The following is a 12,307-nucleotide window of genomic DNA, read 5'->3' on the forward strand; positions in this document are numbered from 1 at the left end:
ATCCATGAACACCCATCAGAACAAGATCGCGCTGGTCACCGGCGCCACCCGCGGCATCGGCGCCGAGACCGTGCGCCAGCTGGCCCAGGCCGGCGTGCATACGCTGCTGGCCGGCCGCAAGCGCGAAACCGCCGTGGAGCAGGCGCTGAAGCTTCAGGCCGAGGGCCTGCCAGTGGAAGCGCTGCAGCTGGACGTTACCGATGGCGCCAGCATCGCCGAGGCTGTGCAGCAGGTGCGCGAGCGCCATGGCCGTCTCGACATCCTGGTCAACAACGCCGGTGTGTTGCTGGAAAATCCGGCGCAGCGGCCGTCCGAGCAATCGCTGGACACCTGGCGCCGCACCTTCGACACCAACGTCTATGCGCTGGTAGCGGTGACCCAGGCCTTCCTGCCGTTGCTACAGCAGGCCAAGGCCGGCCGCATCGTGAATGTCTCCAGCATCCTCGGTTCGCAGACCCTGCATGCCGACCCGGCATCAGGCATCTACGATTTCAAGATCCCGGCCTACAACGCTTCCAAGGCCGCGGTGAACAGCTGGACCCTGGCGCTGGCACACGAACTGCGCAGCACGCAGATCAAGGTCAACACCGTGCATCCGGGCTACGTGAAAACCGACATGAACGGTGGCCACGGCGAGATCGAAATCGCCGAGGGCGCGCGCTCCAGCGTGCAGATGGCCCTGGTCGGCCACGAAGGCCCGAACGGCAGCTTCACCTACCTGGGCGAGGTGCTGCCATGGTGATCCGCACATTGGCGATGGCCGTCTCCAGCCTGGTGCTGGCAGGTTGTGTCAGCGTCGGCCCGAACTACAAGGCACCGGTGCAGGAACCGGTAGTCCTGCAGGGCGCACAGCAGCCGGTGTTCAGCACCACCTCGCCGGTGGCCAGCTGGTGGGCGCAGTTCGATGATCCGGTGCTGGAAGAACTGGTGCACGGTGCACTGTCGGACAACCTGGACCTGCGCGTGGCCGTGGCCCGTGTCAGCCAGGCCCGCGCGGTGTTTGTCGAAAGCCGTTTCGACCAGGCCCCGCACATCACCGCCGGTGGCAGCTACGACCGCCGCAAGCAACCCGATCCGCAGCTGGGTGGGCAGCGGGTGTTCAGTGAAAGCTACCAGCTCGGTTTCGACGCGGGCTGGGAGCTGGATCTGTTCGGCCGCAAGCGCCGTGCTGCAGAAGCCGCGCGCGCCGACCTCGACGCCGAGCAGGCCAACCTGGCCGACGCACAGGTGCTGGTCGCCGCTGAGGTGGCGCGCAACTACTTCGAGCTGCGCGGCACGCAGAAGCGCATCGCCGTGGCCCAGCACACCCTGGTCAACCTGCGTGATACGCAGAAGCTGACCGAGGCACGCTGGGAACTGGGCGCCGGCAGCGAGCTGGACGTGCAGAGCAGCCGGGCTCGCCTGAAGGCGATCGAGGCCGACATTCCATTGTTGGAAGTCGCCGAGACGCAGTCGCGCAACCGACTGGCGGTGCTGCTCGGCCAGCGACCGGAAGTGCTGGCCGAGATGCTCGCGCCGCATGAGGTACCGGCGTTCGCCAAGGCATTGCCGCTGGGCGATACCCGCGAACTGCTGCGCCAGCGCGCCGACGTACGCGTGGCCGAACGTCGCCTGGCCGCTGCCACCGCACGCGTGGGCGTGGCTACCGCCGATCTGTTCCCGCGGTTGTCGCTGTCCGGCTTTGTCGGGTTCCTGGGCGGCGATGCCAGTGGCCTGGTCAATGGCAACAACAAGGCCTGGTCGCTGACGCCGTCGCTGAGCTGGGCGGCCTTTGATTTCGGCACCGTGCGCGCACGCTTGCGTGCCAGCAAGGCCGAGGCCGAGGGCGTGGCCGCACAGTACGAGCAGGCCGTGCTGCTGGCCCTGGAAGACACCGAGAACGCGCTGACCCGCTATTCCAAGCAGCAGGCGCGGCTGGCGATCGTGGTCGAGCAGGCGCAGGCGGCACGGCGTGCCGAATCGCTGGCGCAGATCCGCTATCGCGAGGGCTCGGAGGACTTCCTGACCCTGCTGGATGCTCAGCGGACGCAGTTGGCGGCGGATGATGCGTTGGCTGCGGCCGAATCCGAAGTCAACGTCAGCGTTGTCGGTGTGTACAAGGCGCTGGGTGGCTGGGGGCAGGCGCCGCAGGCGGCGCCGAGCGTCGCGGTCGCGCGCTGAGCGCAACGCTCCGCCAGTAGGCCCTGGGCCGGTACGGGCGAAATGCCGGTACCGGCCTTCCTGTTGCAGCGATGCGGGTCAGGGGGCCTGCCGCAGCTGGCAGGCGGCAAGGTCCTTCTGGCGCTCGCGTGGGGTATCCCGCAGGGGCAGCACGTGGCGCTGCGCGCCTTCACCCACAACGCAGAACAGGCCGCGGTACCAGCGCCGTGACGGACCCTCCGGGCCGGGTACGGACGATACCAGCACCACGCCATAGGCTTGGCCGGGCGACAGCGCGACGCCGCGCAGCGCAGGCTGCTCGTCCAGGCGCAGGCAGTGGCCCGGTGCCAGTGTCTGGCCGTCGCCGCCAAGCTCGGCGGTAGCCAACGGTCGTTCGCGACCAGCGCTGCGCTCGAACAGCTGCACGTGGTCCACGGTCACTGGCGCACGCTCATCGCCCACCGTCACGCAGGGCGTGCCTTGCTGATCCTTCACCTGTGCCGACGCATGACGCGAGGTCGCCGCGCCCGCAAGGGCTGGCATGCACAGCAGGGCAAGCAGGGGCAGGGTGCGCATCGGGTCATTCCTTGGTGTTGGGCAGGTTGGACGCTGCAGCCGGATCGGCCAGGAAATCGGACAGCATCGGGGCCAGTGTTGCGGCCACGTTGGAGGCTCCTACACGTGCGGCGATGGTGGCCTGGTACGCCTCGCTGGTGAATGCTGCCACGAAGTAGTCTGCAAGGATGTCGCCCTGCTGCTCCATGTTGAAGTCGCACAGGCGCTTGTCGTTCGATGGCGCGTAGTCATATTTCATGTTGGGACGGAACATGCGGACCCATTTGATGGAGTAGCCCAGCTGGTATTGCCACACATGCACCATCTCGTGGATGAACCAGTGCTGCTTGTCCACGCCCAATGCTGAATAGTCGTCCTCGTGAACGCCCTTCGGGAAGTACATCTCACCGTTGGGCGTGACCGCGGTGTTCTTGTCCTGGAACCCGAAGAACAACCAGTACCCATGGTTATGTACCTTGACCCGGGCATAGTCGACACTGGTGCCGAACACCTTGCGCGCGATGTCGATTTCGCCGGCGGTCAGGCTACGTTCGTGGCCCTTGGCCTCGACCTCCACCACGGACTGTCCATAGGCCTCTTCGGTCGTTGCGGCGCCGTCCACCGCAAAGCTAACCTTGTCTTCGGCGCCGGTGACGCTGCTGCAGCAGGTGGCCGAACCACTGGGCTCGCGCAGCGTCGCGCGTACGATGCGCACCGCACTGTCAGTCTGCACGCGCGCGGTGGCACCGTTGCTGTCGGTGGTCCCGCTGACCTGCTCGCCGTTGTCCAGCTCCAGGGTATAGGGCACGTTTGAGAGGGGTTCCCTGGAGCGCGTCAGGAAGCGCAGTGCCTGGTCGAACAGGCCGCTTTCACGCTTGCCCATCAGGCGCGTGGCGATACCGGCCACGCTCGCGGCCTTGCCCAGTGTTGCCGCAGCCGAACCTCCCGCTGCCGCGCCACCGCCACCGCCCTGTTCGAGGAACACGTGGGTCTGTTGGCTGGACATCAGCGAGCATCCGCATGCGCAGAGATCGCCGTGACGTGCGACGGGCTGTCCATCAATGATCACCGTGCTGTCGCCGGAGGCGATGCGGGTGGGGCCATGACGCTTGCAGAGCGCTGGATCGCCGATGCGCGCGACCGGCTTGCCGTCGATATCCGTCATCGGGGATCCCTGCAGCACCTGGCCGCCGCTGCTCAGGGGATCACCCAGCACAATCCAGTTTCTTGCCATCGAGCACGCTCCCTGTGAATGAAGCCGCGAATCCTTGCCGGTGCCATGCTATCGCGCAAACCGCGAACTGACATTCATGAACAGGCTCCTGCCGTGAGGCCGGTCGGCTGGCCGACACGCAATTGAGGGGGCAGAACGCTAGCGCGCCCATGAGATGTGGCAACCGTCACGGTTATGACGCATCTGACTCTGCCCTAACCTGGGCCTGCCCTGTAACTAATGAGGCAGGCCCTTGGGAGGACAAACGATGATTGATGGCAGAGGGGATACCCAACGCATGCTGTTCGGTGATCCGGGTCCGCCCGGAGCGGGGCTTTCGGTGGCCGTAGTGGTGCTGCTGGTGTTGGCGACGATGGCCGCGGCGATTGGCTTCGCGCGCCTGCCGGATCCACTGGTGGGGCTGGGGCTGATCGGCATCGCCGTGTTCCTCGCCATCGGCGCCCGCATCTGCCAGGCGCGCAACCAGCACCAGGCGCTGTACCGGTTGTTGTCGAAGCGGCCGCCGCCGTAGTGGCGGCGGCGACGCAGGTTCAGTGCGTTGGCCAGTCCAGCTCGACCACCAGCGGGAAGTGGTCCGACGGCAGCACGCCGTCGATGCGACGGTCATCGGTGAGGAAGCTGCGCGCGTGGAAACCGCGCACCAGCACCCAGTCCAGCTGCGTGGTGGCATTGCCGGTGAAATCGTGGAAGGTCAGACGTGGCCCCTGTGGTGCCTTCACCTGGGTGCGGGTGTCCTGCAGCGCGCGGGTGAATGCCTTGTACGTATCGCCACCCGGCTCGCTGTTGAAGTCACCGGTCAACACCACCGGCAGATCGGCCGGCAGCGTCGCCAGGCGCGTGCCGATCAGTTCGGCACCCTTCACCCGTCGCGGTTCGTCCTCGTCGCGGTAGGGCAGGTGGGTATCCATGAAATAGAAGCGACGGCCGTCATCGAGGCGCCGGAACAGGGCCCAGGTGACCATGCGCGGGTACAGGTTGCCCCAGGTGATGCTGCCGGGTACCTCCGGCGTGTCGGACAACCAGAAATTGCCTGATTGCTCGATCGCCAGCACCTTGCTGTCGTAGAACACGCCCATGTGCTCGTCGCCGCCGCCGCCACGCCGGCCCTCGCCGAACCAGCGGTAGCCGGGCAGGTGTTCGGACAGGTAGTCGGCCTGCTCCTTCACCAGTTCCTGGGTGCCGATCACCGCCGGGTGCGCGTCGAGAATGACCTTGACCATCGCATCGCGACGGTCCGGCCAACGCTTGCCAGGTTCGGTATCGGCCGGGGTGCGGACATTGAACGACATCACTTTCAGCGGCGCCGGTGTGGCGGCCCAGGTGGCGACAGGCAGAGCAAGCGCCAGCAGCGCGCACAGCGCAGGGCGACGGAAACGCGACAACATCGTGGAATCCCTCCATTCCATGAAAACGGTTTCACGGAGCATGCCATGGACGATGGGGCCAGTGGTATGCCGGGACGGGCGGATGGAGGATGCCGGGCGGGCGGTGAAAGCACCGCCCGGCGGATCGCGCGCGGGGCGATCAGGGATCGTAGATCATCCCGTTCTCGTCCCGGTTGTAGTGACTGGTGACTTCGCGGGTGCCATCGTCGTAGACCACGTACGACGTGCAGCGCTGGTGGAACACGTTGCCACTGATGCGGAAGGGCACGCACTCTTCCAGAACCTCGACGACTTCGGTGGCGGTTGCGGTGGTCGACACCATTCCGGCGAGGGCCACGGCCAGTGCGGCCATCGAGGCCAGTTGCAGTTTCATAAGCGTCATCCTTGCTTTCTGCAATCGCGCACATGCGCATGGCGTGTGTAACACGCGAACCAGACCGCCGGAAGTGCTTGGCCGCGATCAGTCCTCGATCTCGCCGCGGCGACTGGCAGCGCGTACCGCCTGCGCGGTGGTCGCTACTCCCAGGCGCTGGCGCGCGCGGCGCAGATGATTTTCCACTGTGCGTGCGGAAAGCCCAAGCGTGGCGGCGATCTCCGCCTGCCGACGTCCGGCAGCGACCCAGCGCAGTACCTCGCGCTCTCGCGTGCTCAGTGCGCCGACCGGCAGTTCGGCGGGGGCTTCGGCCAATCGTCGCGCCGTGCGGAATGCTGCGGTCGCAACAGCCTCCAGCAGCAGGCGCGCGCGTGCGGATGCATCGACCGCGGCCCCGGCAAAGCTGATCGCACCCTCCAGACCGGTGGTGCCGAACACCGGCACCTGCAGGCCGTGCAATCCTTCGCCACGGGGCTGCTTCACCATCTGGTAGCGTTCGCCGCGCACGCCCTGGCGCTTGCTCCAGAAGAATGGCGCGTCGCTGTCCAGCACGTGGCGATTGACCGGGCAGGCATGCAGATAGCGGGCGAGGTCGGTATCACTGCCATCGCCGAGCCAGTCGCCCTCTATCCAGTACACGCGCTGCGCGTTGCGCTCCAGCCCGGTGCCGGTGGCGAACACCAGCACGCGGTCGTAGCCGAGGGGTGCCGCGATGCTGCGCAGTACCGCGCCCACTTCGCTCAGCGAGCGGGCGCGTTCCAGCTCCAACAATGCCTGCAGCAGATCGCTCATCCAGGTCAGCGCCCGGCCAGCGCGTCGAGCAGGGTGCGTGCAGCCAGCTTGCCCAGCGCGTTGCCGGCCAGCGGGCTGTCGCCGGTCAGCAGCAGGCGGTCCTGCAGCACACTGCCGTCGATGCCGTCGTTGACGATCTGCACGCCCTGCTGCGCGAGCCGCTCACCAAAGAACCACTGCAGTTGTCCCGGCATGTAACCGATCTCCGGCGTCTGCCGGTCCATCGCATCGGGGAAGGCGCAAATGCGGTAGCCGCGGAACAGTGAACCACCATCGGCCTCGTCCACGCCAGCAGCGAGCAGTGCGGCCGGGCCGTGGCAGAGGGTGATGATGTGGCGTTGCTGTGCCATCGCCCACTGCAGGGTGGCCTTCACCGTGCGGCTTTCCGGCAGGCCGATCAATGCGCCATGGCCACCGGGGATGAATACTGCCGCGTAGTCCGAATCGGCGCCGAGGCCGGCCACCACGTCGTCCATCTGCAGCGGCTGGCGGAAGCGCGCTTCATAGCGCTCATACAGTCCACCGATCTCCTTGTCCTCGCGCGGGAACGCCCACCACTCGAACTTGACGGCGTTGCCCGACAGCGTGGCTACATCGATGTCGAAGCCGGCTTTGTCGAGGTGGTACATCGGCAGCAGCGTTTCCACGGGATGATTGCCGGTGGAGAACAGGTGGCCATTGGCGGTCGGCAGGTAGCGCTCGTCGGCGGCGATCATCAGCACCTTCCACCGACCATCCCGGCGTGCGTCCGGATAATTGGCACCGGCAAGGTTGCTCTTGGCCGATGTGAACTGCGACAGCGAGTACGGAGACGGGAAGAAGGCGTCGCGCTCGGCCGGATCGGGGCTGGGTTGGCGGCTGGGCTCTTGCGTGTTCATGCGGATCTCCTGCGGCAATGTGTGGCCAGCATAGAAGGCCCGCTGCGCACGCGCGATGAGGGAATTCCCTCAAGCGCCACGGGCTTCCGTGGCGGCGCGCAGGCCTCAGGCGGCCCCCTGTGCCGACTTCACGCAGCGGTAGGCTTCATCCAGCGCGGACAGGAACGCCTGCTGCTGCGCCGCATTCAACGTCACCGAGCGTTCGAAGGCCGTCAGGCGTTCGCTCCAGTCCGGCAGGGCGTCGTCGCTGTACAGCGACTGGTGTGCGTCCCAGCAATCAGCGGCTTTCAGCAGCATCCACGGCGCATACAGCGGCAACCGGGTACCGTCGTTGAGGATCAGCGGGCGCGTGGTCTGCGAATGTGCCAGCACAGCATGCAGGGAAGGGTCATCCTGCACCTGGCTCTTCCAGACGTGATTGTGGAGGCGCTGCTTGGTGAAATGGAGGATGGCTTCATGGTCCTCACCCGGTCCTGCGGCCCGGAGGGCATCGGTGAGCTTCAGATGCCCGCGTTCGAACAGCCAGCGCACCAGCAGGGTCGAGGCCTGCTTGAACGTGTTGTGTTCGTTGTCCGGGTCGAAATCGTGATGGCCGATGAACTGGCGGTCCTCGACCAGATTGATCTGCAGCTCCTGCACGTGCCGGTGGCGCTGATCGAACCAGAGCTTCATCTGCACATCGTCAGCGAGCACTTTCTCAAAGTAGGCCGTGTCACCGAAGTCCTGCATCTGGCCGTCGAACCCGTCCAGGCACTCCTGAAGCGATGCCTCCGGTCCGACGTATCCACTCCAGAATCCCGCGGGCAGGGCAGGAGCGTTCCGCGGCCGATGGGAATACAGGGTGACCGACTTCAGATGGCTCGCCCAGCTCCCGCGCTTGGCCTCCCGCGGTGGGTAGAAGCGATCATGGATGATGTCGAAGGCAAAGTGGTACTCCATGCCATGTGCCTTGTCCCTGGCCGACTTCTGGCCCTGGTTGGCGGTGATCGTGGCAGGTGGAGATGCCAGTCCGTGCTGCGCGAACCAGGCGGCCAGCGCCGGATCGGAACCGCGCAGGCCGATCAGGCCGATGATGTCCTTGATATGCATTCCGTTGCCTTGTTCTGTTGAAATGAGGGCAGCCCACACGCTGTGGTGGCGTCCTGGTAGCGCTAGTTCGCCGCGGCACCGTGCTCCTGCATGTCCTCGTGCAGGATCCGGCGCAGTTCGACGATGGCCGGCGTGGCTTCCTGCACGCTGTGCCCGGACACGATCACCTTCTCGGACTCCGCGCGCGGCAGGTGCGAACTCCAGTAGGGCACCAGCCCATCGTCGGTCTTCTCCAGCGGGCCGTCGGCCTTGGCGCGCGCGATGATCGAGTGGTAGTGGACCTTCGGCGACATCGGCAGGTCGGCCACAGCGCGGACGAAGGGATCGTCCTTGTCCAGGTTCTGGATGCTGTTCATCTGGTAGCCGTGCTTGCCATCGTTGCGATCGATCTGACCGTCGTTGGCGATGGTGGCTACGTCTTCCAGCACGGTCAGCGGCAACCGCACCAGGCGGCCGATCCAGCGGCCCAGGCGGGTGCCCGCCACATCGGTACCGCGGTGTGGCGTGGCGATGAACACGACCCTCGACACTTCCGGTTCGGGCAGGAAGGTCAGCACCGGTGCGCCCTTGGTACGCAGCAGTTCGCGCTGCGCCGGTGTCATCTGCGCCGTTGCCAGCAGGGTGTCCACCAGATGATCGCCGGAGGAGGAGATCATCAGCCGCGCGATCACGCCACCCATGCTGTGCCCGACCAGCACCATGTCATGCGAGGCCTGCGCCTTGCCGCTGGGATCGAAGTGCTTGAACACCTCGGCCAGCGTATGACGCATCGCATCGTGGCTCATCGCGATGGGCATGTTGGTCGGGTAGTAGAACTGCCAGATCTGGAAATCCTGGCGGATCTCGTCGTCACGCATCAGCTCGTTGGCGACGTTGACCCAGGCCTCCGGGCTGCTGGCCAGGCCATGGATCATCAGCAGCACGCGGCGATTTGGATCGTAGGGCTGCATCATGTACAGATGCGGCGTTTCGATGCCGCCCTTGCCGCCGAACAGTGAGCGCAGCGACTGGTGGCTGAAGTTCGAGCGGGCCAGCCACAGCGCGTAGCCAGCGGTGAAGTTCGCCGCCAGCGGCACTTCCTGTCCGTGCAGGGTGACTTCGGTGACCTGGTAGGGATCGTGGATCTCCAGTTCCGGCTCGTCGTCGTGCAGCACTTCCCACAGGTTCTTTCCGGAGAAGCGCAGCAGCACCGTCATCGACGGCGAGGGCATCTCGCTCCAGCTCTGCTTCGGCGCAGCGGTGGCCTGCGCAGCAGGCGTCGCTGCAGGCGAGGCCGTGACGCTGGCCGGGTCGTCCATCACCGCTACCAGCTCGGCACCGAATCCATCGCGGCGGTGCACGCTGCGCAGCGTGCCGGTGAACGACAGCGATGCGGCGGGGACCAGTTCGGTCGGCGTACGCGTGTCCAACGGTGACGCATCGGTGGACGGCGCCAGCACGAAGGTCCAGCGGCCCAGGGTCAGGTGGCTGGCATCGTTGCGGACACGCCCGGTGGCATAGGCGTTGTACAACTGCACCGAGGCTTCCTGCACGGCCAGGTTGTAGTAGTCGCGCACCTGGGTCTGGCGGTCTTCGAAGCCACGCTGGTTGGCGGTGCGCTCGGTGAAGAACAGGTAGGCGTAGGCCTGCCGCGCGACCTGCATCCACGCGTCCAGGCGCGGCTGGAAGTCCGCATCCAGTTCGGTGATCGCGCTCTTGGCACGGCCCGAGGTGGAGTACTCGCGCTTGGGCGCGGGCAAGGTCATCGCATACTGCAGCCACAGTTCGGCCAGGCTTGAGCGCTTGTCCTCCTCGCGCACCACGATGCTGCCTTCCATGGCCTCGATGCAGGGCAGGCCTGGCTTGGCGCAGACGCCTTCGTCGAGGCCGGCGACGCGCAGCGTCTCCATGGTGGCCGAACTGAGCTTGCCGGTGGTCAGGATGTCGCCGCGTTTCAGGGCGATGTACTGGCCGGGGGTGACCGAGGCCACCTGCACCGACGGCCCGAACTGGCGCAACGTCGCGCAGCCGCCCAGGGTGAGCAGCACGGTGATGATGAGGGTCGTGCGGCCGATGAAGCCCAAGCCCGTGGTTGCCATACGATCCTCCTGCGCGGTGGCGCCACTCTAGCGGTCGGCATGTCAAAGCGGAAGATACCGGGCGGTCGGTTTGGAGCGCGGAAATGCCGCCAACCGGGCGATTCAGGCATTCCCGTGTGACACTGGGGTGAACAGGATGAATGCGGGGCTGCGATGCGATGGCTTGAGACCCGTGTTCCTCCGCCTCTTGTGATGCTGTTGTGCGCCGCCATCGGCTATATGGGCAGCCGATGGCAGCCGGGCGCGGCGCTGCAGCTACCCGTGCTGGAGTTGCTTGCGGGTCTGGTGATGGCCTTCGGCGTGGTATTGAACCTGCTGCCGAAGCTGGCCTTCCGGCGCGTGGGCACCACGGTCAACCCCCTGCGGCCTGCGACGTCGAGCGTGCTGGTCACGCACGGCGTGTACCGCCACACGCGCAACCCGATGTACCTGGGCCAGGCCACTGTCCTGGCAGGTGCCATGCTGTACCTGCAGAACCTGACCGCACTGCTGGCCGTGCCGTTGTTCGTGCTGTACATCAACCGATGGCAGATCATGCCGGAAGAGCGGGCACTGTCGGCCCGCTTTCCCGAGGCATACGCAGCCTTCCGCCAGCGGATACGGCGCTGGCTCTAGCGCGGGTCAGGCCGTCACGGTGTGATCTGGCACTTCACGGCAGCGGAATAGCCTTCGTAATCATCACCGGCAATCACGTGCAGGGTGTGGTGCTTGTCGACGCGCTTCACGTAGGATGGTGCTTCGGTGTTGGCGTATTCGTTGACCGTGGTCACCGACCAGGTCTTGGCCAGGCGCTTGGGGTCGACACCGTTCAAGTAGACGAAGATGCTCTTCTCGCCCTCGGCGACATTCACGTCGGCATGGGTGACGGTACCGCCGAACAGGGCGACCGGCGTGGTTTCCGGCTCGAACGTGCCACCAGGCTTCCTGGCCAGGCCGGCTGCCTGCAGGGCATCGATGGCCTCGGCTTCGCTGAAGGTCGAGCCTGCCTTGCAGGCCAGCAGGGCTTCGAGTGTTGCGGTGCCGGGCGGCGCGATGGCGGGTGCAGCCGCGTGCGCAGCCGGGGTCGCGGCACAAGCAGCCAGGAGCAGGGCTGAGGTGATGATCACGATTCTCATCGCAGGTCCTTCTGTAGGTAGTGGACAGCAACACGGACGGAGGATGCCGCCTCATTGTGCGATGTTCCAGTCAGTACCGCGTGCAGCAATGGATCATGACCCATTCCGGCTGCCGTCGTCCGATTCAAGCAAGACGGCCCCGTCGCCGCGTTGTGACAACTGGTCGCCAGGGTTTCGCAACGGACAGTCCTTCAGTGACAGGCAACCACAGCCGATGCAGCCGTCAAGCTGGTCGCGCAGCTGGACCAGGCTGCGGATGCGCTCGTTCAGCATGTCGCGCCAGTTGCTGGACAGCCTTGCCCAGTCCTTCGAACTGGGCGCCCGTTCGGCTGGAAGATCATCCAGCGCGATCTTGATCGTGGCCAAGGGAACGCCTGCACGCTGTGCGACCTTGATCACGGCAATGCGCCGCAGCACGTCGCGGCGGTAGCGGCGCTGGTTGCCGTTGTTGCGCCAGCCATGGATCAGTCCCTTGGCTTCATAGAAGTGGACGGTGGCAATGCTGACCCCGCTGCGACGCGCGACTTCGCCCACGGAAAGCGGAACGCTGACATCGATCTTCATGGCCGGGGTTCCTTGACCTCATCAATACATGAGGTTTTATAAGGCAGTTCCCTTTTTCCTGCATGTGAACCCTGGGCTGCAGGTCATGAATCATAGGTTTGAACG

At 65.8% G+C, this 12,307-nt stretch carries 14 protein-coding genes; 4 read left to right on the forward strand and 10 right to left on the reverse strand.

The features are described from left to right. The first annotated feature begins 4 nt into the window (after positions 1–4). Together SriyCCGPB3_RS08190 and SriyCCGPB3_RS08195 are read left to right on the forward strand one after the other, a co-directional pair. Entirely contained in the window at positions 5–742 is a 738-nt protein-coding gene (locus SriyCCGPB3_RS08190) for an SDR family oxidoreductase (RefSeq protein WP_110711945.1), read from the forward strand. Next, the gene (locus tag SriyCCGPB3_RS08195) at positions 736–2,160 is read left to right on the forward strand and encodes an efflux transporter outer membrane subunit (RefSeq protein ID WP_110711946.1); all 1,425 of its coding nucleotides are present in this window, start codon (positions 736–738) and stop codon (positions 2,158–2,160) included. The genes SriyCCGPB3_RS08190 and SriyCCGPB3_RS08195 overlap by 7 nt, the downstream gene beginning before the upstream one ends. A 78-nt stretch (positions 2,161–2,238) precedes the next feature. Here SriyCCGPB3_RS08195 and SriyCCGPB3_RS08200 read toward each other — a convergent pair whose 3' ends face one another. Further along, the gene (locus SriyCCGPB3_RS08200) at positions 2,239–2,715 is read right to left on the reverse strand and encodes a hypothetical protein (protein WP_153855118.1); all 477 of its coding nucleotides are present in this window, start codon (positions 2,713–2,715) and stop codon (positions 2,239–2,241) included. A 4-nt stretch (positions 2,716–2,719) separates the two neighbouring features. Beyond that, positions 2,720–3,928 carry a PAAR domain-containing protein gene (locus SriyCCGPB3_RS08205; protein WP_350260071.1) on the reverse strand — a complete coding sequence of 403 codons (1,209 nt, stop codon included), beginning with the start codon at positions 3,926–3,928 and terminating at the stop codon, positions 2,720–2,722. 247 nt (positions 3,929–4,175) lie between these two features. On the opposite strand from SriyCCGPB3_RS08205, the gene SriyCCGPB3_RS08210 reads away from it, so the two are divergent. Next, on the forward strand, positions 4,176–4,439 hold the full coding sequence (locus tag SriyCCGPB3_RS08210; RefSeq protein WP_110711949.1) for a hypothetical protein: 264 nt from the start codon (positions 4,176–4,178) through the stop codon (positions 4,437–4,439). A gap of 19 nt (positions 4,440–4,458) precedes the next feature. Here the strand turns inward: SriyCCGPB3_RS08210 and SriyCCGPB3_RS08215 are convergent, their stop codons facing one another. From SriyCCGPB3_RS08215 to SriyCCGPB3_RS08240, 6 genes are all read right to left on the reverse strand, one after another. After that, the gene (locus SriyCCGPB3_RS08215; protein ID WP_350260072.1) at positions 4,459–5,313 is read right to left on the reverse strand and encodes an endonuclease/exonuclease/phosphatase family protein; all 855 of its coding nucleotides are present in this window, start codon (positions 5,311–5,313) and stop codon (positions 4,459–4,461) included. Between the two features lie 139 nt (positions 5,314–5,452). After that, positions 5,453–5,686, reverse strand: a complete 234-nt coding sequence (locus tag SriyCCGPB3_RS08220) for a hypothetical protein (RefSeq protein WP_433963287.1) — start codon at positions 5,684–5,686, stop codon at positions 5,453–5,455. A gap of 87 nt (positions 5,687–5,773) precedes the next feature. Next, a complete protein-coding gene (locus SriyCCGPB3_RS08225) occupies positions 5,774–6,478 on the reverse strand; it encodes a PA1136 family autoinducer-binding transcriptional regulator (protein ID WP_350260074.1) in 705 nt (234 codons plus the stop codon). A 5-nt stretch (positions 6,479–6,483) separates the two neighbouring features. After that, entirely contained in the window at positions 6,484–7,356 is an 873-nt protein-coding gene (gene hchA / locus SriyCCGPB3_RS08230; protein ID WP_350260075.1) for a glyoxalase III HchA, read from the reverse strand. 105 nt (positions 7,357–7,461) lie between these two features. After that, complete coding sequence (locus SriyCCGPB3_RS08235) at positions 7,462–8,445, reverse strand: hypothetical protein (RefSeq protein ID WP_110711954.1); 984 nt, start codon at positions 8,443–8,445, stop codon at positions 7,462–7,464. Positions 8,446–8,507: 62 nt separating this feature from the next. Next, positions 8,508–10,523 carry an esterase/lipase family protein gene (locus SriyCCGPB3_RS08240; RefSeq protein WP_180859063.1) on the reverse strand — a complete coding sequence of 672 codons (2,016 nt, stop codon included), beginning with the start codon at positions 10,521–10,523 and terminating at the stop codon, positions 8,508–8,510. A 153-nt stretch (positions 10,524–10,676) separates the two neighbouring features. Here SriyCCGPB3_RS08240 and SriyCCGPB3_RS08245 point away from each other — a divergent pair, with 153 nt between their 5' ends. Beyond that, positions 10,677–11,138 carry a methyltransferase family protein gene (locus SriyCCGPB3_RS08245; RefSeq protein ID WP_164162386.1) on the forward strand — a complete coding sequence of 154 codons (462 nt, stop codon included), beginning with the start codon at positions 10,677–10,679 and terminating at the stop codon, positions 11,136–11,138. Between the two features lie 14 nt (positions 11,139–11,152). Here the strand turns inward: SriyCCGPB3_RS08245 and SriyCCGPB3_RS08250 are convergent, their stop codons facing one another. Together SriyCCGPB3_RS08250 and soxR are read right to left on the reverse strand one after the other, a co-directional pair. Further along, positions 11,153–11,638: a hypothetical protein gene (locus SriyCCGPB3_RS08250; RefSeq protein ID WP_125895152.1), complete on the reverse strand. Its 486-nt coding sequence runs from the start codon at positions 11,636–11,638 to the stop codon at positions 11,153–11,155. A gap of 93 nt (positions 11,639–11,731) precedes the next feature. Further along, the gene (gene soxR / locus SriyCCGPB3_RS08255; protein ID WP_032128280.1) at positions 11,732–12,202 is read right to left on the reverse strand and encodes a redox-sensitive transcriptional activator SoxR; all 471 of its coding nucleotides are present in this window, start codon (positions 12,200–12,202) and stop codon (positions 11,732–11,734) included. Positions 12,203–12,307 lie beyond the last annotated feature (105 nt).

The organism is Stenotrophomonas riyadhensis (genome assembly GCF_040256885.1).
GTDB classification, from domain to species: domain Bacteria; phylum Pseudomonadota; class Gammaproteobacteria; order Xanthomonadales; family Xanthomonadaceae; genus Stenotrophomonas; species Stenotrophomonas riyadhensis.